This window comes from Planktothricoides raciborskii GIHE-MW2 (assembly GCF_040564635.1).
In the GTDB taxonomy this organism is placed as follows: Bacteria; Cyanobacteriota; Cyanobacteriia; order Cyanobacteriales; family Laspinemataceae; genus Planktothricoides; species Planktothricoides raciborskii.
Genome location: NZ_CP159837.1, coordinates 5402022 through 5428943, shown reverse-complemented (window position 1 = coordinate 5428943; position 26922 = coordinate 5402022). Strand labels below are relative to the sequence as shown.

Here is a 26922-nt window from a genome sequence, read left to right as displayed (position 1 = left end):
TCCTGTTTGGTAGGGGCGAAGCATTGCGGGCAATAATCTATTGGTGACAAGCCTGGATTTACTACCGCAATGCTTCGCCCCTACAGATATCGGATCTGGGCGAAGCATTGCGGGCAATAATCTATTGGTGACAAGCCTGGATTTACTACCGCAATGCTTCGCCCCTACAGATATCGGATCTGGGCGAAGCATTGCGGGCAATAATCTATTGGTGACAAGCCTGGATTTACTACCGCAATGCTTCGCCCCTACAGATATCGGATCTGGGCGAAGCATTGCGGGCAATAATCTATTGGTGACAAGCCTGGATTTACTACCGCAATGCTTCGCCCCTACAGATATATTTGCCTGCCGCTTCGTTGCTGGCAAATTTTGCCCACCCTAATACTATGCGGCTTCACTATTAAAAAATACAACTTTTCCGCCATAAGCTTGATATAAATTTTCTGCCTTGAGCACTTGTTCGCGCGACCCACAGGCGATTACCTGCCGATTTAATAAAATCAAATCATCAAAATTCTGAATCGAATTGCCTAAATCATGGTTCACGACTACGACGGTTTTGCCCCGGTCGGCTAGTTCGTGAAAAATATCGAAAATAATATCTTGGGTTTTTTGGTCAATGCCTACAAAGGGCTCATCAAAACAGTAAATATCCGCTTCTTGGGCTAAGGAACGGGCTAAAAACACCCGCTGTTGTTGTCCTCCAGAGAGTTCGCCGATTTTGCGATCGCGATAATCACTCATGCCCACTCTGGCTAAAGCCTCAGCCCCTAGACGACGACTGACGGAGGAAAAAGGACGAAACCAGCCGGTTTTCTGCACCCGTCCCATCATCACCACATCCCAGACTGTCGCGGGAAATGTCCAATCAATCTGCGATCGCTGCGGTACATAAGCCACCTTTTCCCGTTGGTTCACCAAGGGTTTGCCTTCATAAAGGACGATGCCACAATTTTCCCCGGAAACAACGGTGGGAACTAATCCCAGCATGGCTTTGATCAAGGTACTTTTGCCCGCCCCATTCGGCCCAATAATGCCGGTCAGTCGCCCACGAGCGATCGCGCAGTTCACATCCACCAAGGCTTGCACTTGCCGATAGGCAACGGTTAAATGACTCACCGTAATGCTAGGAATTTCGCGGCGATTGATGTCGGCATTTAGGGGAAACTGGATCGTAGTCATCGTGGCCTCCTGTTCTGGCTTTGGCTGCTTTGAGAGCAATACAATCTGAAAAATGAAAGGATTATGAAAATATCATACAATACAAAAATGAAAGAAATATGAAACAGTTTAAAGATTTATGAAAGTAAGCACTCATCAAGGAGGCGATGCCTCAAAAGACCGACGTTTCGGAACTCGCGCTACCTTATACACCAACACCCTAGGGATTGGGTTACTATTCGCCGCATTGATTGGCTGTACCGCAGCGGAGATCCGCCCAGATCCTGGGAGTGGCGATTCGCTTTCGCGATCCGCTTTGCGGAATCGACCGCAGATTGTCTCCACCAGTACCATTCTCACGGACTTGACTGCTGAACTTGCTGGAGAGGAAATTAATCTGATCGGCATATTAGACCCTGGTGCGGATCCTCATACCTACGAACCCGTACCCGCAGATATCAAAGCATTAGAAACAGCGGAATTAATTCTCTACAATGGCTATAACTTAGAACCGGGTTTGATTAGAATGATCAATGCCGCTGGGGTGAATGCCAAAAAGTTAGCGGTGGGAGAACTGGTAAAACCTCTGGATATGAAATATGAAGGGCAAAAAGTTCCGGATCCTCATGTTTGGGGGGATGTTGCCAATGCGATCGCGATGGTGAATGGAATTCGCGATGCATTAATTGAAATTTCCCCGGAAGATGCGGATATTTTTACAGCAAATGCCGCCCAACTCACGGCGGAATTGCAACAGTTAGATACCTGGATTGCTCAACAAATCGCCACCATTCCCCCAGACAAGCGAAAACTCGTCACCACTCACGATGCTTTTCAATACTATACCGCAGCTTATGGACTAGAAGTTGTCGGGACTTTAATTGGTGTCAGTACCGAAGAAAAACCCAGCGCCAAAACCCAGAGTGAGTTAGTAGAAAAAATCAAAAAAACTGGGGTTCCAGCAATTTTTGCCGAAACGACTATTAATCCGAGTTTAATTCAAACCGTCGCCCAAGAAGCCCAAGTTAAATTAGCCTCCCAAGAACTTTATTCTGATTCAATTGGTGCTCCGGGGAGTGAGGGAGATTCTTATATAAAAATGATGGTGTCTAATACTCGCACGGTTGTAGAAGCCCTAGGGGGAACTTATCAACCATTTGAGGGGCTTCAGGGGCAGGGGGGCAGGGGAGACCGCCGTCGGCAGGGGGGATGAGGGGATGAGGGGAGAGTGAATAGTGAATAGTGAATAGTGAATAGTGAATAGTGATACTTATGCATAACTTTTAACTTTTAACTTTTAACTTTTAACTTTTAACTTTTCACTTTCCCCCGCGCCCCTGCGCCCCCGCACCCCCGGTCGTTGAGCGAAGCCTGTCCTGAGCGCAGCCGAAGGGCCGAACCGCCGCACCAGAAGCACCCTACGCCCAAACAAGACTTGTTGGCAAATATTAGTTCAGCATCTAGGTGTATCGGAGAATCGGAAATGTTTAATCCTTAAACTGAGATTTAATGAGATTTAACCGGACAATCTAGAGGCAAGTAAGTATATCACACTATTCTACTACCAAGTCTTATGGAAATATACTGACAAGTGGAAACACGGTTTGACTCACAAATTTAATCATCTGCAAATTTGCCCATGAAGTATTTGTATCAATGGCTACAGCAATATGTGATCTAGATAGAAAAACCCTATCGGATCGGAGATTTGAAGCGGGGCAGCGCTAAGGCAATCTTAATCGGATAACCATAACACTTGGCAAAGTTGATTGCGATCGGTTATCATTAAATGAAATGAGTCAGTAAAAGTAAATAGACAATTTTGGCATGAATCTAAAACTCTCCCCTACTTAAGGGCGATCGAGGGATAGCAATTTTTTATGATCCAAGAAGTCTAATAAAACCCAAGAGGGAAAATATCCCTCATTCTTTTGCTGCATAAAAGCTCAGGTATATCGATGATTTAATGTAATTCAGGCAATCAGAGACAAATGTGTTTGGCTGGGCTTAATTGATAATTAGTAAGAGGTTTTTAGGGTTATGATAATTTTTATCGATAGACATAACGTTATTTATCAAAGAAACGATTTTGATTTAGATTTATAAATCTATCGCTGATAAATAGCGGTAAGTTTTTGATGCTTAAAAATTTTAGAGAATATTTAATAATTTTCTCTAAGTTTTTTCCATAAAAATTTAGTAAACAAAATTGAGAGTGAATTATGACCAATCGTTTTGATTTCATTGAGCCTCGTAGTCGTTACTATGGTCAAGTTAAACCGGAAAATCTTGTATTTAATGCCAACTTACAAGAATTTGCCAATCGCGTCATGTTCATTGCTAGTTTACATACGAATGGGAAACTGCCGCCAGCAGTTGCCTATAAAGAAATTAAAGGATTATGGAAACAGCTAAAACAAAGTAAAAAGCAATTAGGAATTGGCCAAACTTCAGTGGATGGAACTTCCGACCATGATAGCTTTTAGACCGCTGGAATATTTTCTTTTCAGAACTTAATTTATCCGGGAATTTATCCGGGAATTTATCCGGAAATTTCTCCGGTCTCCGGGAATATTTGGCCAACTTGAATTCAGGTCGCCGGGAATGGAGGACTAACCCCTCATTCCCGGCGACCTTTTTACGGGATGCTTGGATCAAATGTGCAAACTTTCAGGTAAAATCTGATTAACCAGTGAGTTTTGGTGGGGATCAGCCACCAAACGTCAGGGGGAAAGTTCGGTGTAAGTCCGGCGCTGTCCCGCAACTGTGATGAGACTATGCGTCTCTGAGTCAGAATACCCGCTTGCTGGTGTTGTCAACTAACGATCTTTTATTTTCATCTGCGAGGTACGGATGATCGAGAATGTAGAATTTTCAGAATTAAAATTGTCAAAATGGGTAAGGCGATTCTACTAAGGGCGATCGCGAACAATAATCCCACGCTGCAAAAAGAAATGCAAAGAAAATGGCAAGAAAATGCCAAGAAAATCGCTGCCCCATCCAGGCGATCCACAAGATTAATTGTGGGCTAATTTAACCTGGGCTATTGGTTAAATTAATTGTTCTGAAAACTCAACCTAAATCTATGACAAAACATTGTTTATTTGTTTGCACCACTTGCGCCAGTGTTTGGCAAGACGGCAAAAAAGTTGGCGTCAGCGGTGGAGAAAAACTGCTAGATCAATTGTCCCAATTACATGAAACTTGGGATTTACGAGAAAAGATATCTCTTGAACCTGTGGCTTGTATGAGTGCTTGTAGTCGTTCTTGTGTGATTTCCTTGGCGTCGCCGGGAAAATATACTTATCTGTTTGGTGATTTGAGTGCGGATGAAGCCAGTTTACCGGAAACTGCGGCGGCAGTTTTAGATTGTGCTGGTCAATATTTTGCCAAAGCTGATGGGTTGTTGGCTTGGTCAGAACGCCCAGAACCCATGAAAAAAGGCGCGATCGCCCGTATTCCTCCTTTATCCCCATTGTTATCCCCATTGTCTGTCACTGCTTAAATTCGGACTATTTTTAGCAGCGAGAAAGCTGACAGAATTTTCCTAGATTTAAGCAGGAAAGATTTAAGCAGGAAAAAATCATCTATTCTCAAAAATTCCCAAATTATAGACTCAATAGACTCAAGAAAGTAACCCATGCACAAAATACCTGTCACAGTTATCACCGGATTTTTAGGTTCAGGAAAAACCACTACCATTCGGCATCTCTTGCAAAATAACCAAGGCCGCCGCATTGCGGTTTTAGTCAATGAATTTGGCGAAGTGGGTATTGATGGAGACCTGCTGCAATCGTGTCAAGTTTGTGACGATGAAAATGAGGCTGTTGCCGTCAACCCGAATATTGTGGAACTAACAAATGGTTGCTTATGCTGCACAGTCCAAGAAGAATTTTTGCCGACGATGCAGGAAATTTTAAAGCGGCGAGATCAACTCGATTGTATGGTGATTGAAACGTCGGGATTAGCACTACCTAAACCCCTGGTTCAAGCCTTCCGCTGGCCGGAAATTCGCAACCATTCCACGGTGGATGGAGTGGTGACAGTGGTAGACTGTGAAGCTTTGGCCAAAGGCCAAATTGTTGGGGATCTTGAAGCCTTGGAAGCCCAACGCCAAGCTGACCCAAATTTAGAGCATGAAACACCGATTTCTGAACTGTTTGAAGACCAACTAAATTGTGCCGATTTGGTACTTTTAACTAAAGTTGATTTAGTGGATAGCCAAACGCAACAGAATGTGAGCAGTTGGTTGCGATCGCAAGTGCGAGAGGGGGTGAAAATTGTCCCCTGTGACAGTGGCAATATTCCCCCTGAATTACTATTAGGATTTAATGCGGCAGTAGAAGATAACTTAGACAGTCGTCCGAGTCACCATGATACGGAAGAAGATCACGAACATGATGATGATATTAATTCAGTTCATATTCTGCTCGATAAAGGGTTTGAACCAGCCAGTTTAGTCAAGCGTCTTGCTTCCCTGGTGGCATCGGAAGAAATTTATCGCATTAAAGGATTTGTGGCGGTGCCAAATAAAGCCATGCGTTTAGTGTTGCAGGGTGTGGGACAGCGGTTTGATTATTTTTACGATCGCCCCTGGCAACCCACTGAACCTCGGCAAACTCGCTTAGTTTTTATTGGTCGTGGTTTGAATCAAGGGAAAATTGAACAAGCGATGATTTGATTGATTTAATGTCAAGTCGTTTTCAATGCCCTTATTTTACTTAATGGGTTTGCTTACTGGGGAGTTTGTGAAACCGGGTTTTTGGTGAGAAACCCAGCCTAAAAACCCGGTTTCTTCCGTTTTTGCCATAATTTTGCCATAATACTAAAGTTAAGGCAAAAACCCGGTTTTTTTCAGGTTAAAACGGAGTTTAATCTATTATCTATATGATCCATTGGCAACGTCTTTTTGGCTTATTTGCTCTCTGCTTACTTTTAACTGTCAGTTGTGGGCAGGGATTCCAAAATTCAGCGGATAATTCTGGCAATTCTGGCAATTCTGGCAATTCTGGCAATTTGGGAGGCGATCGCATCTCGTTGGGGACGACGGCCAAATTACGCACCATTGACCCCGCTGATGCTTATGATTTAACCGCTGGTTATTTACTGAATAGCTTAGGCGATCCGCTTTATCGCTACAACGAAAAATCAGAAATTATCCCCCAATTAGCCACGGAACTGCCGAAAATTAGTGCCGATGGATTAACTTATACAATACCCCTCCGTCAAGGGGTGATTTTTCACGATCGCACCCCGTTTAATGCTGAGGCAATGGTATTTTCCCTGCGCCGATTTATAGAAAATCAAGGGCAACCTTCTTTTTTACTTTCTGACGTAGTAAAATCCATCACCGCTACGGGAGAATATGAAATTACGATTACCCTGAAACAACCCTTTGCTGCCTTTACTGCTTTATTAACATTTGCGGGGACTTGTGCCGTATCCCCAACCTATTATCAAATTGGCCCTGGTCAATTTAAACCCGATACTTTTGTGGGGACTGGTCGCTATCAATTAGCTACTTATGGCACTGATTCCTTAAAGTTAGATATTTTCTCCGACTATTGGGGAGAAAAACCCGCCAATCAAGGGGTATATATTCAAAGGTTATCTAATTCTGTCAACTTATATAATGCTTTTACGACGGGTGCGGTGGATGTCGCTTATGAAGTTCTCGACCCTAATCAAATTAGAAGTCTAGAAAACCAGGCAGAAAAACAAAAATGGCAAGTGCTTTCTACCGAGGGAAATTCGGTTACATATTGGATGCTGAATATTCGTCAATCTCCGTTAAATAATCCAGAATTTAGGAAAATTTTAGCGTCTCTGGTGGATCGCAACCTGTTAATTGAACGAGTCAGCCAGGGTCAAGCGGAACCCCTTTATAGTTTAATTCCCAGTACCTTTTCCGTTTATCAACCTGTGTTTGCCAAGTTTAATCAAGTTAATCAAGGGGATAGTTTAGCCACCGCTAAAGACTGGTTAAAACAGGCGGGATATAGTCGAGAAAATCCGTTAAAAATCGAAGTTTGGTATCCGTCTAGTTCCCCGGTTAGAAATGCGGTGGCTACGGCTTTAAAAGCGATCGCCCAACAAAAATTAGATGGACTTTTAGAACTGCAACCCCAAAGCGTTGAGTTTACTACTTATACCGCTAACTTGGATAAAGGAATTTATCAAACGGTCTTATATACCTGGATTCCCGACTTTCTAGATCCCGACAATTTTACCCATCCGTTTTTGAGTTGCGTTCAAGGTTCTCCCAGTACAGGATGTGATAATGGGGCTAGTCAATCCCAAGGGTCATTTTATTATAGCGATCGCGCCAATCAACTAATCAATCAACAGCGGCAAGAACTAAATCCCCAAAAGCGGGAACAACTATTTGCTCAAATTCAAGAGTTAACCGCTGAAGATATTCCTTATATTCCCTTATTCCAAAATAAAGATTATGCTTTTGCCCAAAAAGGCATCACTGGGGTCAACTTAAATCCTGCCCAAATCTTTCCCCTTTGGCAAATTCAAAAAAAATGAATTAAAGAATCTAGTCATTTCCAGTAAGGTTGATACAATTTGCTCGATCGCACAAGGGATACTAACCCACCAGATCATGTAGAGAAGATCCTGTAGGGGCGGTTCGCGAACCGTTAGGGGCGCTTGGACGTAGCGCCCCTGCTAATAGCCCCTACTAATAATTTAATATCGACGAGTTTCGTCAATCAGCCATTGCTGACTATCGGCATCCCAAATCAGCAAAATTTCTAACCTTTCTGGGGAAACTCTGCCATCTTTCATATAGTAAGTTAACTCAGTATTTACTAAGGCAGTATCTTCATTAACTTCCCTCACATTAGTTTTAGCAACTTCTACTTTGTTTACCTGGTTCCACCAACCCTGGTAATCTTGATAGCTGCCTGATTTAGTGGCTTTAAAGTTGGGAGAAAGCTGATCCCAAGTAGCAGAATATTGCCGTTGATTAATCAGGTTATAGTAATTTCTAATTGCTTCAGACCGGGAAGGTTTGGCGATGGGTTCGGATGGCTGATTTGCCTCAGTTTTAGATGAGTCATTTGGAATTTCTAGTTGGGTTTCCGGTTGGGTTTCTGCGGGGGGAATTTTTTCAGGATTTGGGGGAATATTTGAGGTTTCCGGCTGAGTTTGGGGCTGGGTTGCTACGGTAGGATTTTTCTCAGGGGTTGGGGGAATATTGGCAATTTCTGGTGTGGTTTCTGGGGGTGAGGATTGAGTCGGTTGCGGTGATGTGTTGTTGGTTGATGCAGTGGCATCAGGATAGACTGAAGTCGGGTTACTTTCTGGGGAATTTGATTCGCGATCGCCTGTAGAATTAGGGTTATCTGACCATCGGGAATTATCGGTGACGGTTGGCTGATTATTGGAGTCAGAGGAAGAGCTAGAAACAGAGGCTTTTCGGTTTTGCATGATGGCAAAACTTCCGGCAAATGTGGCACTAAAAATTATCACTATCACAAAGGCGATCGGCAGCCAAAGTGCTTTGGATGATTGACTTAAGTTGGTCGTAGTTGTTTGAGAATTACCCGCATAAGAATATCTTGGGGACACGGCCACGGTCGCCATATTCGATGCCACATTTCCTTGATTTTGTGGCTGCAAAGCGTTGAGCATTTCTGATGCGCTGTGGTAGCGATCGCCGGGATTAAATCTAATCGCCCGATCCAGTACCAAGGCTAAATTTGGACTCACTTGCGGGGCATAATTCCGCCAAAGAAGTTGTCCAGTTCTGGAGTCGGTTTCTAACTCTTGGGGCATTTTGCCAGTTAATAAATAAATGCCCGTCATTCCCAAGGCATATAAATCACTAGAATAAACGGGTCTTCCCGCCGCTTGTTCGGCGGGCATAAATCCGGGTGTACCAATAGCAATGGAAGGAACGCCGCCCCCAGAACTTGTCACCACCGTGTTCATTGTTTCTTTCACTGCCCCGAAGTCAATTAAGACCGGCAAACCATCAATTTGGCGAAAAATAATGTTATCCGGTTTAATATCTCGATGGAGCATTTTTTGGTTGTGGACAAAATCTAAGACTGGCAGTAAACTGGTGAGTAAATCTCGGACTTGGCAATCGCTAAATTGACCGGATTTTTGCATTTTATTGGTGATAGTTTCCCCAGAAATCCATTCTTGAACTAAATAAAATTCTCCGTTAAGTTCAAAATAAGCATATAATTTGGGAATTTGATTGTGTTTCTCCCCTAACTGTTCTAAAACAGCGGCTTCGCGGCCAAAGCGTTCTTTAATCAGTTGATAAGTTTGGGGATCGCCCGTAACAGGTTTGAGTTGTTTAATCACGCAACGACGGCGCGAAGGCATTTGGGTATCTTCTGCCAAAAAAGTCTCACCAAACCCGCCGCTGCCTAGGGCTGAAATAATTTGATAGCGATTGTTTAAAAGTCTAGTTGTCATAAGAGTTAAGATTATGTATTTTTCAGTTTAGCCATTCCAGTTTAACGGGGGCTATTTCAAGAAGCTTTTTGGCTTTTCACATAGCATTATATATATTTTGTCAAGTTTTTGCATCGATAAGCCGCTTCTAGGTAGTCGGTAACGGATAGATAAAATGGAAAATGGACAATGAGTCAGAAAACAAATAACCAATAACAGAAATCAAATAACAAATGACAAATAAATATTTTATTTATATTTCGCTCGATGTCTGGACTGACCAATGTCTTGTGTTTGGAGATTCTTGGCAACATCACCCCTGGAAACTACGTCAGTAACACTGACAAGTCTTCTTTCTCCAATCGCCCAGACTAAAATATAAATAAGGGGGCATAAATAAGAGGGCGATCGCGGTCATTCATCTACCAGGACTTAGAGAAATCTAAGACTTAGGCGGCTATTTATGCGGTTGTTTTCAGTAATCCCCAAGCTACATTGAGGGTTCAGCCGCCAGTCCGAAATCAAACGGAAAATTCCCAGGGTGCGATCTAGCAGAGTCGGCCAATGAGCCCCCAAAACGTCCTTTTTAAGATGATTCGTTCTTCACACTTACTATGTTTAAACTTAAATCATTTTCGATTACCGGATCCCGTCGCCGAGAGCGACCTTTGTATTATCCGTTAATTTCTCTGTTTGTCGCATTAGGTTTAATCGGCGGCAACCCAACTCTTTCCTCTGCCTTTAACTGGCGGGATCTGATTCTTCCGGGAATTCAAGTCATCCAGTTAACCAGTCTTTCCGACAATCAAGAAGTGGAACTGGGCAAACAAATCAATAATGAAATCCTCAAGCAGGTGGAACTATACAACGACCCAGAAATTAACAACTATGTGCAACAAATTGGTCAGCGGTTAGTCCCTAGCAGCGATCGGCCTAACCTGCCCTACACCTTTCAAGTCGTTAGAGACAACAGTATCAACGCTTTTGCCACCGCTGGGGGCTTTGTCTACGTTAACACTGGACTATTAAAAGCCGCTGACAACGAAGCGCAAGTCGCTGGAGTTATGGCCCATGAAATTGCCCACATTACTAACAAACACGCCCTCAAACAAATGCGCCAACGCATTATTGCTGGGGGACTTGCCGATGCCGCTGGAGTGGATAACAATGTATTAGTTGCCGTTGGGGTTGAAGTGGGGTTAAATTTGCCAAAAAGTCGCCGCGACGAATATGAAGCGGATCAAGACGGTTTAGCCACCATTGTTCGTAGTGGTTACGCCCCTTCAGGAATGATTGGATTCTTCCAAAAACTACTCAGTGCCGGTGGCAATTCTATGCCCACTATCTTAAGAACCCACCCCCACACAGAAGATCGCATTGCTAACCTTGAGCAATTGCTCCAACAAGCCCAAATTAACCCCAACATGGGGAATGGTTTGAGTTCCGAACAGTACAAAGCGAATATCAGAAAACTTTTGTAATCCCTGGTCTTTACGGAGAATTTTTTGCTGAGATACAGAGGTCTGTAAAAGAGTAGCAAAATGTAGCAAAATGTATTAGCAAAATGTAGCAAAATTTAGGGTGCGTGTTTGCTGGTAGATAAGTTTGGGATAAACAATTAACCCCTATTCCAGCCTAGACGCACCATTACGAAGGTTGCTGAGAATTTTACCCACAGAGACACAGAGAGACACAGAGCAAAATGTAGCAAAATGTAGCAAAATGTAGCAAAATGTAGCAAAATGTAGCAAAATGTAGGGTGCGTGTTTGCTGGTAGATAAGTTTGGGATAAAAAGTTAATCTCTATTCCAGCCTAGACGCACCATTAGAAAGGTTAGGGTAGGCGATCGCAAATGCAAATTATGTGGCATAATATGCAGAAAATTATATAATATTCATGTATATTCTGCTCTATTCTGCAACCGATCGCCCCCCAGCATCCCTAGGGGAATGAACTTAACGATTAATCATCTATTTTTACCGTTATTTTTATCGGTCATTTTCTGGAGAAGTTAAGAGCGTTTTGCAGGCTTCTACCAAACGGATAAACTCTGCCCGATCGCCTGCTGCATCTTCTCCTTGGGATTGACGGGCTAAGTTTACCACTTGGGATAAATTGGCGGAACCTTGATATTTAGATTCCCGTAAAATCATGCCAAATTCCGCCACCGCTGCGGCAAATCTGAAGTTATTTGAGGTATTTTATAGGGATATTTCCCGGTCAATTAAAGGCTGGGAAATTAGTTCCGATGTGTCCCCGGTTGGTTGCTTATAGCGCAGTTTAATTAACATTAACTCATCAGAATTATTGCCAGAAAATTCCTCGGTGTTTGGCTGATATCTTAATGGGTCAACTTCCGGTAAATCAAAGGAACTGTTGACGCCAACGGGAATAATTTCATACAAGGCTGTCACCGAATGTCCGGCACCGAGTTCACCGGCATCTTTTTGATCGTTGTTAAAATCTTCCGCCTGTAAGAGGCGATTTTCATAACCAATTAGACGATAAGCTTGGACTTTTGCCGGATTAAATTCTACTTGGATTTTGACATCTTTGGCAATGGTTAAAAGGGTGCCGCCAATTTCATTGACGAGCACTTTTTTGGCTTCTAAGATGTTATCAATATAGGCATAGTTGCCATTGCCCCGATTTGCCAGTTGTTCCATTTTGGCATCTTGTAAGTTGCCGGTGCCAAATCCGAGGACGCTTAAGAATACGTCGCGATCGCGATAGTCTTCAATTAGGCGAATTAATTCCGCATCACTGGAAATTCCCACGTTAAAATCGCCGTCGGTGGCGAGAATAACCCGGTTATTTCCTGATCGCATAAAGTTTTGGCGGGCGACTTCATAAGCGAGTTTAATTCCTTCCCCACCGGCAGTAGATCCGCCAGCATTTAGGGAGGCGATCGCATCTAATATTTTATCTTTTTGACTTCCCGGAGTTGGGGGCAAAACTAAACCAGCGGAACCGGCATAAACCACAATAGAAACTCGGTCGGTTTCTCTCAATTCGTTGACTAATAACCGTAAAGCTGATTTGAGTAAAGGTAATTTATCCGGTGAATCCATCGAACCGGAAACATCCAGCAAAAATACCAAATTACTTGGGGGTAAGTTGTCCGCCTCAATGCGTTGTCCTTGGAGTCCAATGTGAACTAATTTATGTTGAGGATTCCAAGGGGCTTGAGAAATTTCCGTGGTCAGAGAAAACGGGCGATCGCCTTGAGGTTCGGGATAATCGTAAGTAAAATAGTTAAGAAATTCTTCAATTATGACCGCATCTTTCGGGGGCAATTGGTTATTATTGATAAACCGACGGACATTACTATAAGATGCCCCATCTACATCAATGGCAAATGTTGATAAGGGACTGTTAATTGCTCGGAGAAATTGATTTTCATCAATCGGGTTATATCCCTCACGATTATATTCCTCTGATGCTTCTGATTCTGTAGTGACTCCTCCCGAAGCGGGGGGGCGGGAACTTCTGTCCAAGGCGCCATAACCGTCACTGCTACTATCATACAGGGGTTCATCTCGTAGCGGGACGCCTCTGGTGGCACCACCGACCGGACGAGGGGTAAGGCTGGGTTGGGGCGGTGGCGGTGGCGCTGGCGCAACTTCAGCAGAGACAAAGGCTTCCGGGAAGTCTTTGCGTAACTGTTCTAAGGTGGTTAAATCTTCTGGGGTAATTGCCGGGTGATTTAAGATGGTGGGCAAGCAAGTTTGTAAGGCGAGAATATATTGATTTCGAGTTAAAGGAGTTTGATTGTCTAAGAGAATGCTATCGGGATGATCTACGGGACAACCATAGCGATCGCTCAAAGATTTTAGGGCTTGATAGGCCCAATCACTCGGTTGAATGATCTGAGCCACATTGGTTTGTGTCTGACTGATCTCTGAGGTAGCGGATTTTTGCCCCTCAGCAGCGATAACTTTGGGCATAGCTTCGCTTACAGCCCAGGTAAAACCGACGGAAACTGAAGTTAAAAGGGCGGCACTCAACAGCAACGTCCGCAAACAAAAATTATTCATATTTTTTTTCCTGTTATATTCCTGTTATATTCCGGTTATGTTTCGGTTCTTGTTTTTTCTTGGCGGATTTTTGGCGGATTAATTTCACTGACTCACCGATTGACTTACCGATTTAATCCGCAATAAAATCAAGTCCGTGTATTAGCTGATTATCTAAAAAGCCCTGTCATTCCCGCGAATGCGGGAATCCATCTTAATGAGAGAGGATGCTGATTATCTAAAAAGCCCTGTCATTCCCGCGAATGAGGGAATCCATCTTAATGAGAGAGGATGCTGATTATCTAAAAAGCCCTGTCATTCCCGCTTCAGGCGGGAATCCATCTTAATGAGAGAGGATGCTGATTATCTAAAAAGCCCTGTCATTCCCGCTTCAGGCGGGAATCCATCTTAATCAGAGAGGATTGTTTTTGTAACCGATCGAAAGGACTTGATATAATATCACTAATATAGCGGTGATTATCTCGATGAAGTACAGAGGTTTTATGGATTCCCGCCTGCGCGGGAATGACAGGTTTTTTTGTAATTCATCACTATGACAAGTGCTATAGCAGTCCTAAATGGGTTGTGGTAATTGTAGGGGCGATCCCCCCGTGGTCGCCCCGGAGCGTGTAGGGGCAACCACGGGGGGATTGCCCCTACAAAAATATTACGATTGATTTAGGATTGCTATATAAAATCACCAGGGAATATTTCTAGTTTAAGTTTAAGACTTCTGCCGGAGATTGACCACTGATTCTCGGCCATTTCAGATATAGCGGTGATTATCTCGATGAAGTACAGAGGTTTTATGGATTCCCGCCTGCGCGGGAATGACAGGTTTTTTTGTAATTCATCACTATGACAAGTGCTATAAAATCACCAGGGAATATTTCTAGTTTAAGTTTAAGACTTCTGCCGGAGATTGACCACTGATTCTCGGCCATTTCAGATATAGCGGTGATTATCTCGATGAAGTACAGAGGTTTTATGGATTCCCGCCTGCGCGGGAATGACAGATTTTTTTTACTTCATAACTCTAACAATTCCTATAGGCAAAAAAAAGGTGAGCGAATGCCCACCGAATAATCCTGAATTAATTGTTAATTTTTCTAACTAGAAACCGGATGGATTTTTTCCAGGGCAATTACACTTGACTCACCGCTGCCGGGGTGGGTTCCGGGTTTTTCTGCAATGATGCATAAAGCCGGTTCAGGGCATTAATATAGGCATGAGCGGAGGCGACAATAATATCGGTATTGGCGGAATGACCGGAGAAAATGCGATCGCCATGTTTCAAGCGAATGGTCACTTCCCCTAACGCATCAATCCCCGCGGTCACCGACTGCACCGAGAACTCAATTAACTGGTTGGGGACATTCACCACCCGGTTAATCGCTTTATAAACCGCATCCACCGGCCCTGTCCCGATCGCCGCATCGGTCAATTCTTCTCCCGTGGGGGTCCGCAACGTCACCGTAGCGGTGGGTCGGGAATTATTGCCACAAGAAACTTGCACCAACTCTAAACGGAAAAGTTCTGGGGGTTGCTGAATCTCTGCATTAACAATCGATTCGAGATCCCATTCCGTGACTTCTTTTTTCTTATCCGCCACTTCCTTGAACTTAACAAATGCTTGATTCAGTTCGGTTTCGGAAAGCTCAAATCCTAACTCTTTCAAGCGAGTGGAAAAAGCATGACGACCAGAGAGTTTACCGAGGACAATTTGATTATCGGTCAAACCAATGGACTCAGCATCCATAATCTCATAAGTGAGCTTATGCTTGAGTACCCCATCTTGGTGAATGCCGGACTGGTGGGCAAACGCATTTGCCCCGACAATAGCTTTATTCGGTTGAACAAACATTCCCGTGAGGCTGGAAACCAAGCGAGAAGTTTTGTAAATTTCCTTGGTATTAATATTGGTCAATGGGGCTTCGGACTCTGGGGGACGACCGAGGAAGGGGTTGTAATACTGGCGACGAACGTGCAAAGCCATCACCAGTTCTTCCAAGGCGGCATTTCCCGCCCGTTCCCCAATGCCGTTAATGGTACATTCCAATTGACGCGCCCCATTTTCCACCGCAGAGAGGAAGTTGGCCACCGCTAACCCCAAGTCATTGTGACCGTGTACGGAAATAATGGCTTGGTCGATGTTGGGGACATTTTCTTTGATGCCCCGAATGAGTCTGCCAAATTCTGCGGGGGTGGTGTAGCCGACGGTATCTGGGATATTGATGGTGGTCGCCCCAGCAGCGATCGCAGCGGTCAAGACTTCATAAAGAAATTCTGGGTCAGACCGTCCGGCATCTTCCGGGGAAAATTCCACATCATCTACGAAAGATTTGGCGAATGCCACCATTTCAGAGGCGATCGCCACCACTTCTGGGCGAGTTTTCTTCAGCTTATACTCCATGTGGATATCGGAAGTGGCGATAAACGTATGAATCCGCTTGTTGACCGCTGGGGCCAAGGCTTTCGCTGCCGCCTCAATATCCGCACGGGTAGCGCGGGCCAAACCGCAAATCGTCGGCCCCCCTTCGACTCCCACCACCTGAGCGATTTTTTGCACCGCTTCAAAATCCCCCGGACTGGCGTAGGGAAAGCCCGCTTCAATAATATCCACCCCAAGTCTGGCTAACTGACGGGCGATCGTCAGCTTTTCCTCCAGATTCAAACTAGCGCCGGGAGACTGTTCTCCGTCCCGGAGAGTGGTATCAAAAATAATAATCCGTTCTGGTTGGTTGCTCATAGTTGTCACTCAGCCTGAATTAATCCTTTCTCTTCTTTTATTTTTGCGCGTTTTGGAGTGAATTGTCTCCTTTTTACTGGACTCATTTGCCGATCAAAGGCATCATAGCCCGCCAAAATGTCAATAATTGTCAAAAAATTTGGTTTCCAGGGATTCGCCACCAGAAATCTCAACTCTGCCTGAAGAATTGCCGCATCTGCGGAAATACTTACTCAAGAAGTCAAGTCACGATTTGGCCATCCCCCGCTTAATAGTCAATTTTTTCAATATGGTCGCGAATATCATTCAGGTCAATATAGCGATCGGTGGCATTTCTCAGTTCTCTGGCAATCATTCCTTCCGTAGAAACTACCGTGATATGAGTATTTTTAGACCGCAAAAGTTCTATAGCCCGTTCAAAATCTCCATCGCCACTAAAGAGAATCACCCGGTCGTACTGATCCACCGTATTAAACATATCCACGACAATTTCAATATCTAAATTGGCTTTTTGGGAATATCGACCGGAGGTATCATCGTAGTATTCTTTTAATAGTTTCGTGCGGACTGTATAACCTAAGCTAATCAGGGCATCGCGAAAGCCGCGTTGGTCTTGTTGGTCTTTTAATCCCGTGTACCAAAAAGCATTCATCAATTTAGTATTGGGTTCGTTGGTGGTGAAAAATTCTAAAACTCTTCTCGGATCAAAAAACCACCCATTTTTTTGTTGAGCATAGAACATATTGTTACCGTCTACAAAAATTGATAGACGGTTTAAAGCGACACAATTCATAGAAAGTTAGACCTAAAATTACTATCAAATAATTTAAACTTAGCGATTAATTATACCATAATTTAAGCCCAATTTTTTTTCTGATTAATTTGAATTTAAATATTTGCTCAATAGCCCAAGCAAAAATATCTATAAATTACCCCAATAATCTTGAGAAATTTTAGTCATTTACTTGCCAGCAATTGATCTATTTTTTCCCAACAGTGGTTGGTCAAATCACCAGAAAAATTTTTGGCATCACCCCGGATGAAGGCGATCGCGAGTTTTTTTAACTTGCTGAAAGTTTTTTCCGGGTTGGGTTTTATTTTAATTAATCACTAATCTTAGTATAAACATCAAAGGGATAAATGGAAAAAGTTCGCCAGTAACAATCTGATTACCCTCGGAACTATTTTCAATTTATCTCCGGGTTTCCGTAGTCACCTTCAGCTAAAGGTTATGCTCCGGTCTGTAAGCCGGAATGGGATCAGCTATCAACATATCGCTGATTAGCTTTCAGCAATGACAATACAAAATTTGGTTAATTGACTGAAGTTAAAGATAATTTAGGCAATTCAGCCGCTTTTAGTCGTTTTTTATTGAGCGACTTTTAATGTTTAATTATTTAGTTAAATGCCCCAAATAGTGATAATATAAATTGTAATTTAATTTACCAGATTTGTGGCTAATATTAACGTTAACAATTAGCCGGTAAAAAGTCAGATTATAAATAGTTTGTTCTCATATTTAAATTCAGTAATAATTATAGATAAAATAAAAAATTCTGAGCGATCGCCCCATGAAAATGATTTTCCGTAGGGGGTTTCGCATCAGATCAAACCATGAGGTCTATCGAAAATTAGACTAACTTCAGAGTAGCACGATCTGTTGCCCAGTTTCTAATCTTCTGCCCTGTTATTACCGCTTGAAATTTAGATGCTGGATGGATTCACCGACGATTCTGGCATTTTTTTCAGCCAATGTCAGCGGATGCCAGCCCCCGCATCCCCGGACAAAGCAAATAGGAGGGAATGGGGCAACACTCTCTATATAGATATAGATGCGATACATAGATGCGATATTATAGATGCGATAGATAGATGCGATGGATAGATGCGATGGATCGGCCAATCAAACCAAGGAGGAGCGATCGCCATCTCATGCTCCAAGGTGGCGCCCAAAACCGGCTAAGTAGATACTATTGGCGATCCGCCCTGAAAAATCAAGCCCCTAAATCTTCTTACTTTCGATCGCCCATCGAGCTAGTTCTGTCCGGTTGTGTAAACTCGTTTTCGCCAGCATATTAGAAACATGACTTTCAATCGTGCGCTGACTCACATTCATCACCTCAGCAATTTCCCGATTAGACAGCCCTCTAGCCACCAATTGAACCACCTTGACTTCTGTCGGGGTCAGTTCAACCGTATCGGGAACCAGCAATTTAGGATCTTGACCGCTGCGCTTCATGGGCTGGTCTAATAACCGGGAAGCTTGTTTAAGGGTTGATTCAACTTGGGCCACCAGTTCTTCCGGTTCAAACGGCTTGACCATATAAACATCAGCCCCGGTGTTTAAGCCTTTTACCCGGTCTTGGCTTTGACCTTTTGCCGACAGAAACAGAACGGGAATCCACTCGGTGCGTGGATTTTCCCTCACATTCTTGACAAAAGTATAGCCATCCATTTCTGGCATCATCACATCGCAAATAATCATATCGGGAATTTCTTCTTTAAGAATATCTAGAGCTTCTCGACCATTTTCGGCGGTGATGACTGCGTAGCCCCGAAATTCCAGATAATCCTGAACCAGTAAAATTAGGTTTGGATCGTCATCAATCAATAGCAGTTTTTTCGGATTATTAGTAATAGTTTCACTCATCTTTTTTCTCACTAGATTAAAGTTTAATCCATATAAAAATTAATCAAATATCAGAATTTTACTCTCTGAAACTTGATGCAGTTAAGAGTTAATTAACGCTAATTAACGCCCCCGATCAAATGACCGATTCACTGATGGAGAACCTCGGCAAGCTAGGCAACAGATATTAAGGGGTGATTGCCGATAACTCAAGTGTTTATTATAGGGGAATTTACCAGGGCTGCCTAGAGCAGGCCATTAATATTTCCTGATTTTTTCACCCTTAAGATCAGCACTTTTTTCAGAGAGGCTGATTCCCTCTAACAATATGAGAGATCGATCTCACCAGAAGTGGTAGCCCCATCGATGATCTCACTGTTGGGGTTGTGGTAACGGAGAAATGAGAAAGCAATACTCTTTGACGATTTGATTGCCAATCAGATGTTCTTGAATAATCCGTTCAATTACCGGAGGGGTGGCAGAATGATACCAAACTCCATCAGGATAAACCACTAAAATCGGGCCATTGCAACATACCCGTAAGCAGTTGGCTTTCGTCCGAAAAATATAAGGAGAAACTTCTTCCCTTTCTCGGGTTTTCGGCAACCCACGGGTGGGTTCATCCAAGTTTAGTTCTTTGAGTCGGGCTTTTAAGTAGTCCCAAGCGGCTAAACCTTCTTCTTTGGAACAGCACTTCGGTTTGGTTTGATCCGCACAGAGAAATATATGTCGTTGGATTTGGTCGATCCCTAAAGTTTCTACGCTTTTGACTAAGGGAGTTAGATCGGTGTCGATCGCGGAAAGATTGTCTGGGGATGCCACGGTCGGACTTTGATCCAGAGGCGAAGCGATCGCCCCTGGGGAACTAGACAATTCCGGGTTGACGGCTTTGGTATCAGAATTGGATTCAGAATTGGCTTCAGGTATGGGATGGTCAATCATAGCAATGATGTTTGATTCCTAGGGAGAGATTTGGCGACTCTAGGGTTTGGTTTCACTATAAGACGATTAAGACTATTTTGGACTAATCAGCGTTGGGATCAGAAGTGAGGCGATCGCAATTATCGCAATTGTCGCAATTATATAGATGGTGAATCGATGCTAAAGGTAAGAGTCGGTTCAATGCCCTAATTGATAACATATTGGCAATTAAATATAGAAGTAAACCTGTACTCTCGAAAAACCCGCATCCGATAAGTTCGGGAACCCGTACAAGTATATCTGTTGCGTTTTTGCGGGATTGTCGGCTAAATTAGCACTCAGGAGTTGAGAGTGCTAACTCCGAAAAAAACTAGCTAACAGTTGTTTGCATTAGGTCAAAGATCAAATCCTGGACTTGTAACAACTGGATGCTGAAAGTTCATATTCTTTTTTTGCATTTCGAGGAGCTTGTATGGCCGCTGTATCTTTAAGTGTTTCAACTGTTAAACCCCTGGGCGATCGCGTATTTTTGAAAGTCAGCCCTTCTGAGGAAAAAACTTCTGGTGGCATCTACCTCCCTGACAACGCCAAAGAAAAACCCCAAGTCGGTGAAATCGTGGCGGTCGGTGCAGGTAAGCGCAACGACGACGGTTCTCGTCAAGAAATGGAAGTCAAAATTGGTGACAAAGTTCTCTACTCTAAATATGCAGGCACCGACATTAAGTTGGGCAACGAAGAATATGTCCTGCTGGCCGAAAAAGACATTTTGGCAATTGTTGGCTAATCTAAAAAATCTTTATCTATCCAGTCAATTCTCTATATCAATTGACTGACTTCAAACCATAACACCAATAAACCTCACATAACAACGGATCAACACTTATGGCAAAGCGTATCATCTACAACGAAAATGCTCGTCGTGCTCTAGAAAAAGGCATGGATATCCTGGCGGAATCTGTCGCCGTCACCCTCGGACCCAAAGGCCGTAACGTGGTGCTGGAGAAAAAATTTGGCGCTCCCCAAATCGTCAATGATGGCGTCACCATCGCCAAAGAAATTGAATTAGAAGACCATGTAGAAAACACTGGTGTCTCTCTGATTCGTCAAGCCGCTTCTAAAACCAATGATTCTGCCGGTGATGGCACCACCACCGCCACCGTCTTGGCTCACGCAATGGTCAAAGAAGGTCTGCGTAACGTCGCCGCTGGCGCTAACCCCATCTCTCTGAAGCGGGGGATTGACAAAGCTACTCAATTCCTAGTGGAAAAGATTGCTCAACACGCTCGTCAAATCGAAGATTCCAAGGCGATCGCTCAAGTCGGCACCATCTCCGCTGGTAACGACGAAGAAGTGGGTCTTATGATTGCCGAAGCTATGGAAAAAGTCGGCAAAGAAGGCGTGATTTCCTTAGAAGAAGGGAAATCCATGACCACCGAACTGGAAATCACCGAAGGGATGCGCTTTGACAAAGGCTACATCTCTCCCTACTTTGTCACCGACACCGAGCGCATGGAAGCGGTTCTCGATGAGCCTTTCCTGCTGATCACCGACAAGAAAATCAGCTTGGTGCAAGACTTAGTTCCCGTTCTGGAGCAAGTTGCCCGTGCTGGCAAGCCCTTACTGATTGTCGCTGAAGATATCGAAAAAGAAGCCCTGGCTACCCTGGTGGTCAACCGTCTGCGCGGTGTGCTGAACGTCGCTGCGGTGAAGGCTCCTGGATTTGGCGATCGCCGCAAAGCCATGCTCGAAGACATCGCCGTGCTCACCGGCGGTCAACTGATCACCGAAGATGCCGGTCTGAAGCTGGAAAGCACCAAGCTGGATATGTTGGGCCGCGCTCGTCGCATCACCCTGACCAAAGAAAACACCACCATCGTCGCCGAAGGCAACGAAGTAGCGGTCAAAACTCGTTGCGAGCAAATCCGCCGTCAAATGGAAGAAACCGAATCTTCCTACGACAAAGAAAAACTGCAAGAGCGTTTGGCCAAACTCGCTGGTGGCGTAGCGGTGATCAAAGTCGGTGCCGCCACGGAAACCGAAATGAAAGACCGCAAACTGCGTTTAGAAGACGCCATCAACGCTACCAAAGCTGCGGTGGAAGAAGGTATCGTCCCTGGTGGTGGCACCACCCTGGCTCACTTGGCTCCCCAACTGGAAGAATGGGCCAACGCCAACCTGACCGCTGAAGCCCTGACTGGTGCTTTGATTGTGGCTCGTGCCATCTCTGCTCCTCTGAAGCGGATCGCCGAAAACGCCGGTCAAAACGGTGCGGTGATCGCCGAGCGCGTCAAAGAAAAAGACTTCAACGTGGGCTACAATGCCGCTACCGATGAATTCGTCGATATGTTTGAAGCTGGCATCGTTGACCCCGCGAAAGTGACTCGTTCCGGTCTGCAAAATGCTGCTTCCATCGCTGGTATGGTGTTGACCACCGAGTGCATCGTGGTTGACAAGCCCGAACCCAAGGAAGGCGCTGCCGCAGGCGCTGGCATGGGCGGCGGTGACTTCGACTACTAATTCTTAAGTGGTTGATTGGCGTTAATTAAGTTTAACCCCTGATAAAAATAGGGTAGGCAAATGCCTGCCCTATTTTTTTGGTTTTTATCTTAAATCTTGGGTTCGGGCGAAGCATTCCGGTAAAAAATTCCTGTGTTTAACCCGAAATATTGGCTGGAATGCTAGGGGCGAAGCATTCCGGTAAAAAATTCCTGTGTTTAACCCGAAATCTTGGCCGGAATGCTAGGGGCGAAGCATTCCGGTAAAAAATTCCTGTGTTTAACCCGAAATTTTGGCCGGAATGCTTCGCCCCTACAGGGCGGATCGATCGCATCGGAAAAACGCTGTAATCTGGGCTAGAATATTTATCTAGAATATTTATCTAGAATATTTATCTAGAGTATTGATCCGGAATAATTGACTTTTTACACATCAAACAAAACATAACCGAGGAGAAGCAGCCATGACTTTTGAAGAAATGCAAAAAATCATCGAAGGAATGTTGGCGGTGCAAAGAGAACTTCAGGAAAGCCAAATCGAACTCAAGCAAAGCCAAGCGGAATTTAGAGCTAGTCAAGAAGCTCAAAAAGATGTTCTGAATGAATTGATTAAAAAATATGGAGATTTGGCGGAACAGTCGATCCGACAAAGAGACATTCTCGATCGCCTAATTGGTTATAGTTTAACCAACGAGTCAGATCATCTGAATTTAGAGGAAAAGCTACAGGCTTTAGAAGCAAGAATCAAACGCATTGAAAATAAAAGTTAACTTTCATTAACAGGTAAAATGATTAGGTTAAACCAAGACGATTGACTAGATTTCAAAATAGTCAATGAGTCGCAAATCGATAGCAGAGGTTTGTTATGTCGCAAAAAAATGACCGCGTTTATATTGGACATATGATAGAAGATACAGTGAAAAATGATCTCGCCCCTTTGGTAAGAGATTTGGAACAAATTTTAACAAAATAAGTTTCAAAATACAGAAATTAAATGGGGTAAGTTCGCGATCACCTCAAATGTCAGAAACCGGGTTTCTTTGGTTAAGTCTTTGTTCCCTAGCCCAAAGGCTCGTAGGAAACCAGGTTTATTTGCCGGTTGTGAAAGGTTGTGAAAGAGCGATCGCCTATTTTTCCGCTTATATTTAATCTAGAGATAACATTAAGAAAACACAAAGAGACTACCGTTATAACTATTCGTGAGTAGGGGCGCAATGCTTGCGCCTGCGCCTGAATTCATGGCATAATGGTGGGTTACGGCGGATAAAAATACCACGGTTTTTTGCGATTATTTATGGCCGCCTAACCCACCCTACTACTTAATACATCAGAGCGAATGTTTCTCCAGTTTGTGTAATCGGTTTTAGGGGTTGCTTGATTTTGCTTAATTCGTTCTAGCAATCCAGGAATTGCCAAGAGTTCTTGGGTTGCAGTTTCGCTTTCAGTATCAGCCAGATAAGCGGCAAAATCAACCAGCACTTGTAATCGTTCTGGCGATAGTTGCTTGAGTAAATCATTAAGCTGGTCTTGTAATTTTGTTATAGATATCGCCACTGCCGATGATTTATCTGACCTGGGGGAATTGTCTGTACTATTCATAGTTGTTTTTAATTTTCAAGGTTTAGTATTTTTTGTAACTTTTTATTTGTCGATAACTACTTTCAGCCCATAATTCAGACTTTGACAGAAAAAACTATTGAATTTATTTTTCCATTTTACCACGGCGCCGATCGCTTTGGCGCTGGATGGTTGCGCGATCGCGAAAATCAGGGAAAAGCGATCGCCTTTTGCGGTGGTATAGTAGCGATCGCCTGTTTATGGAAAAGTGCGATCGGGTCATCCAGCTATTCTATCCATTTGTCACCTATTGCCCCACCACTAACGGATAATTAAAGCGATCGCTACCGTGGCATCGTCGCTCCTCAATTGCGCGATCGGATATTATAATATTTATTCGATCAAAGGTTTTGTGGGTACAGTCAGATAGACGGGGTTCTAGAGTTGGGGATCATTTCCGAGCGCCCTTAAGGGATATCTATTTATCGCAACGGTTTGAATCGTCGCCTCCAGTTGAGCGATTACACCTCTAACAACTGCCTGACGGTATCTCACCCCAAGTTGCCCAAGTTGTATTATACTATTGAGTGGGAGGACAACATGATTGAACTGACTACGGAACAACAAATCTATCTGCTCTACGCTAGAGCATATACAGAAGAAGTCGGTACGGTGACAAAAGGCAAGATCAAATCCTATTTGCCGAAAAAGTGGCAGGGACAAGCAGAAAATATCTATTCCGATCTGGCAGATCGGGGTTTGATAGAGCAAGCCAATAGATGGCGCTTTTCCGTAACAGAGAAAGGAGCGAAAGTTCTCTTAGATAACCTAGCGACTACTGATTATAGATTCGATTCGGTGAAAGGGCCAAAAGTTTTAAATACTTTGCTAACTTGTATTCAGGAAGCTTGCGAATCTAATTCTCAAATTACCTCATCTGAAGAAATGTCCTTTGAGGAATTTGAGGAAAAATTTAAAGCACTTTACTTTGAAGAAAGAAGACAACAAGAAATGCGGGGCGTTGTGGCTATTCACAGTAAAGTGCTTTGCCAGAAGTTCATGGAACAAAACTCAATTTCTCAGCAGAAAACTAATCAGTATTTTAACTTGCTTAAGTCAACAGAAAAGATTTTTGCTGTAGTGGAAAAAGGTAATGAATTGATTCAATGGGTGGAATAAATTATGCCTGAAGATGCAGGAAAGAAAAAGTTTATCAAAGATTTTCTTCAACAAGTTAAAGCCGGTGAGGGATTGATTGAGGATATTTGGATTGAAAGGGTTGTCAGGCTTCCCGCATCTGAAGGCAAAGGATCCACTGCACAAAGCTTATCGGGACGCCCCGTCAATAATATTACGGAGTTACTTCAAGACGATCTTAAACATAGTTTTGATGAGGGATACTTTACTTTTCGATTTGTCGCAGCCTTAAAGGGAAGTGGGAAAACTTCCCTGCTAACTTATCTAGATGAGCTAACTAAAACTAAAGCAACTTACCAAGATTTTTCTGTTGTCATCCGTTTTCAGCTATCTGATTTACTCTCATTGGGTGGTCAGCAAACTTTCAGCGTAAAGTTATATTGCTACATTCTTGCCAAAACTTTTTGGCAATTACTAAACAATTCAAATTCATCAATTAAAAATGTCACTGAAAATATATTAAAAGATTACTTAGAAGTATCAAAAGTTAATGACTTAGTAGCAAAAGTAGCAAGAAACAAACCGAATCCTTTTCGGATGAATTTTTTAAATTATTTTGCGGAAATTGGAGTTAGTTTTGAAGAATTTTTCTTTGACTTGATTGATGAAGTATCAAAAACAGAGCCACGATGTACGTTTGCTTATTTGATTGATGAACTAGATTCATTACAAAACTATCCTAATGAGATTCAAGAAACCCGATCGTTGCTTAAAGCCATAATTAAGAGAGTCTCTCAACAATTTCACTCAAAAATTCGTCTTTTTATTTATCTAGTTGGAACTTCAGAGAATACTCAAAGTTTTATTACTGAAGATCCGGTAATAGAAAGCTTAGTAGGAAAAAACGTTATTAATCTACATCCAGGGTACGGTAATGAATTTGAACAGATAAGAGATCAAATAGATGGGCGAATAGAAGGAGCATTCAAAGGATATCAAAATTTTCCGATGGCATGGCGGGAAATTAAAGAAATTCCATTAAATATCCCAAAAAACTTAAGGGGATTTTGCCAAGACTACGCTACAGCCGTTATGGAAATTTATGAAAAGTATTTTAGCGAAGAACCGGAAAAAAGTTTTGAAGGAAATGCTCGTGAGTTAGTGGAATCTCAATGTAGACAAAAATGGGATAAGTATCTCAGACAGAAATCATACAGTTTATCCTCGGTTTCCACTACAACGATACTCGCAGGTCATGCTTTTGATTGCTACATAGAGCTACATCATAACAATAATTGTGTTGCTAGAGGCTTTGGTGAAGCTAAAAACTATGAGCTTTTAAGCAAACACTTAGAAACTTTTAACACCTGGTTGAAAGATGTTGACTTTAAACCTATCGATGATGGCAATCCACCAGATGTCGCTTTTATGATTGCGCCATCTTGTCCACCTCTCTTACGACGCAAGTTGGAGATTCAAAATATTGAGTTTATCCAGTCTGATAAAGTAGTTGATAGCTCAAATAATAATAACAATGGCGTAAATCAAGATAATGACGAAAGTCAAGATAATGATGCAAGTCAAGATAATGATGCAAGTCAAGATGATAAAGTAATCTCGGACAATAGTGCTGTTAACCTAAATAAGGCAGATAAAGCATCGATTGTCAAGGCGATGAAAGGAACACGCATGAATGCAACAACGATTGACAAGCTAATAAAGTCTAGACCTTATAAAAATATAGATGAACTAACTTCGATTCTGAAATCTACTCCAAACCTTAAAGCCAAAATACAGAAAAAGCTGGAAGATGGAGAAATTTGCTTTTAGTATAGAAAATTTATGGTTAGTTA

Annotated in this window: 22 protein-coding genes, 1 pseudogene and 1 riboswitch; of the genes and pseudogenes, 15 read left to right on the top strand and 8 right to left on the bottom strand. The window is 43.1% G+C overall.

The window, feature by feature from the left end:
* Positions 1–43: 43 nt before the first annotated feature.
* Positions 44–385 (top strand): hypothetical protein, encoded by a 342-nt coding sequence (locus tag ABWT76_RS23225; RefSeq protein WP_354635012.1) that lies wholly within the window; start codon positions 44–46, stop codon positions 383–385.
* 2 nt (positions 386–387) lie between these two features.
* Here the strand turns inward: ABWT76_RS23225 and ABWT76_RS23220 are convergent, their stop codons facing one another.
* Positions 388–1185: a metal ABC transporter ATP-binding protein gene (locus ABWT76_RS23220; protein WP_054466107.1), complete on the bottom strand. Its 798-nt coding sequence runs from the start codon at positions 1183–1185 to the stop codon at positions 388–390.
* A 118-nt stretch (positions 1186–1303) separates the two neighbouring features.
* Between ABWT76_RS23220 and ABWT76_RS23215 the strand changes: the two genes are divergently transcribed.
* The 6 genes from ABWT76_RS23215 to ABWT76_RS23190 all read left to right on the top strand — a co-directional run bounded on the left by ABWT76_RS23215 (position 1304) and on the right by ABWT76_RS23190 (position 7698).
* Positions 1304–2377: a metal ABC transporter solute-binding protein, Zn/Mn family gene (locus ABWT76_RS23215; protein ID WP_072160735.1), complete on the top strand. Its 1074-nt coding sequence runs from the start codon at positions 1304–1306 to the stop codon at positions 2375–2377.
* Positions 2378–3386: 1009 nt separating this feature from the next.
* Positions 3387–3650: a hypothetical protein gene (locus tag ABWT76_RS23210; RefSeq protein WP_054466106.1), complete on the top strand. Its 264-nt coding sequence runs from the start codon at positions 3387–3389 to the stop codon at positions 3648–3650.
* Between the two features lie 191 nt (positions 3651–3841).
* A riboswitch (cobalamin riboswitch) is annotated at positions 3842–3986 on the top strand.
* A gap of 72 nt (positions 3987–4058) precedes the next feature.
* Positions 4059–4196 carry a hypothetical protein gene (locus ABWT76_RS23205; RefSeq protein ID WP_156331689.1) on the top strand — a complete coding sequence of 46 codons (138 nt, stop codon included), beginning with the start codon at positions 4059–4061 and terminating at the stop codon, positions 4194–4196.
* Positions 4197–4249: 53 nt separating this feature from the next.
* The gene (locus ABWT76_RS23200; RefSeq protein WP_054466105.1) at positions 4250–4669 is read left to right on the top strand and encodes a DUF1636 domain-containing protein; all 420 of its coding nucleotides are present in this window, start codon (positions 4250–4252) and stop codon (positions 4667–4669) included.
* A gap of 135 nt (positions 4670–4804) precedes the next feature.
* Complete coding sequence (gene cobW / locus ABWT76_RS23195; protein WP_054466104.1) at positions 4805–5845, top strand: cobalamin biosynthesis protein CobW; 1041 nt, start codon at positions 4805–4807, stop codon at positions 5843–5845.
* A gap of 206 nt (positions 5846–6051) precedes the next feature.
* Positions 6052–7698 carry an ABC transporter substrate-binding protein gene (locus ABWT76_RS23190; protein WP_190878929.1) on the top strand — a complete coding sequence of 549 codons (1647 nt, stop codon included), beginning with the start codon at positions 6052–6054 and terminating at the stop codon, positions 7696–7698.
* Positions 7699–7860: 162 nt separating this feature from the next.
* On the opposite strand, the gene ABWT76_RS23185 is transcribed toward ABWT76_RS23190, so the two are convergent.
* Positions 7861–9606, bottom strand: a complete 1746-nt coding sequence (locus ABWT76_RS23185; RefSeq protein WP_054466102.1) for a serine/threonine protein kinase — start codon at positions 9604–9606, stop codon at positions 7861–7863.
* Positions 9607–10199: 593 nt separating this feature from the next.
* Between ABWT76_RS23185 and ABWT76_RS23180 the strand changes: the two genes are divergently transcribed.
* The gene (locus tag ABWT76_RS23180) at positions 10200–11066 is read left to right on the top strand and encodes a M48 family metallopeptidase (RefSeq protein WP_354635011.1); all 867 of its coding nucleotides are present in this window, start codon (positions 10200–10202) and stop codon (positions 11064–11066) included.
* 508 nt (positions 11067–11574) lie between these two features.
* Here ABWT76_RS23180 and ABWT76_RS23175 read toward each other — a convergent pair.
* The 5 genes and pseudogenes from ABWT76_RS23175 to ABWT76_RS23155 form a co-directional block, all read right to left on the bottom strand.
* Positions 11575–13533: pseudogene (locus ABWT76_RS23175) on the bottom strand (von Willebrand factor type A domain-containing protein).
* Positions 13534–14746: 1213 nt separating this feature from the next.
* Positions 14747–16351, bottom strand: a complete 1605-nt coding sequence (locus tag ABWT76_RS23170) for a 2-isopropylmalate synthase (protein WP_054466099.1) — start codon at positions 16349–16351, stop codon at positions 14747–14749.
* A gap of 247 nt (positions 16352–16598) precedes the next feature.
* The gene (locus tag ABWT76_RS23165) at positions 16599–17123 is read right to left on the bottom strand and encodes an NYN domain-containing protein (protein ID WP_054466098.1); all 525 of its coding nucleotides are present in this window, start codon (positions 17121–17123) and stop codon (positions 16599–16601) included.
* Positions 17124–18332: 1209 nt separating this feature from the next.
* Positions 18333–18980 carry a response regulator transcription factor gene (locus ABWT76_RS23160; RefSeq protein WP_190878927.1) on the bottom strand — a complete coding sequence of 216 codons (648 nt, stop codon included), beginning with the start codon at positions 18978–18980 and terminating at the stop codon, positions 18333–18335.
* 351 nt (positions 18981–19331) lie between these two features.
* Positions 19332–19901 carry a ferredoxin gene (locus ABWT76_RS23155; protein WP_231636743.1) on the bottom strand — a complete coding sequence of 190 codons (570 nt, stop codon included), beginning with the start codon at positions 19899–19901 and terminating at the stop codon, positions 19332–19334.
* A 451-nt stretch (positions 19902–20352) separates the two neighbouring features.
* On the opposite strand from ABWT76_RS23155, the gene groES reads away from it, so the two are divergent.
* From groES to ABWT76_RS23135, 4 genes are all read left to right on the top strand, one after another.
* A complete protein-coding gene (gene groES / locus ABWT76_RS23150; protein ID WP_054466096.1) occupies positions 20353–20664 on the top strand; it encodes a co-chaperone GroES in 312 nt (103 codons plus the stop codon).
* A gap of 98 nt (positions 20665–20762) precedes the next feature.
* On the top strand, positions 20763–22397 hold the full coding sequence (gene groL / locus ABWT76_RS23145; RefSeq protein ID WP_054466095.1) for a chaperonin GroEL: 1635 nt from the start codon (positions 20763–20765) through the stop codon (positions 22395–22397).
* A 442-nt stretch (positions 22398–22839) separates the two neighbouring features.
* Entirely contained in the window at positions 22840–23145 is a 306-nt protein-coding gene (locus ABWT76_RS23140; RefSeq protein ID WP_190878925.1) for a hypothetical protein, read from the top strand.
* A gap of 250 nt (positions 23146–23395) precedes the next feature.
* Entirely contained in the window at positions 23396–23524 is a 129-nt protein-coding gene (locus tag ABWT76_RS23135; protein WP_354635010.1) for a hypothetical protein, read from the top strand.
* A gap of 153 nt (positions 23525–23677) precedes the next feature.
* On the opposite strand, the gene ABWT76_RS23130 is transcribed toward ABWT76_RS23135, so the two are convergent.
* Positions 23678–23974, bottom strand: a complete 297-nt coding sequence (locus ABWT76_RS23130; protein ID WP_354635009.1) for a hypothetical protein — start codon at positions 23972–23974, stop codon at positions 23678–23680.
* Between the two features lie 81 nt (positions 23975–24055).
* Between ABWT76_RS23130 and ABWT76_RS23125 the strand changes: the two genes are divergently transcribed.
* From ABWT76_RS23125 to ABWT76_RS23115, 3 genes are all read left to right on the top strand, one after another.
* Positions 24056–24268: a hypothetical protein gene (locus ABWT76_RS23125; protein WP_190878921.1), complete on the top strand. Its 213-nt coding sequence runs from the start codon at positions 24056–24058 to the stop codon at positions 24266–24268.
* A gap of 264 nt (positions 24269–24532) precedes the next feature.
* Entirely contained in the window at positions 24533–25111 is a 579-nt protein-coding gene (locus ABWT76_RS23120) for a hypothetical protein (protein WP_190878919.1), read from the top strand.
* A 3-nt stretch (positions 25112–25114) separates the two neighbouring features.
* Entirely contained in the window at positions 25115–26899 is a 1785-nt protein-coding gene (locus ABWT76_RS23115; protein WP_354635008.1) for a hypothetical protein, read from the top strand.
* Positions 26900–26922 lie beyond the last annotated feature (23 nt).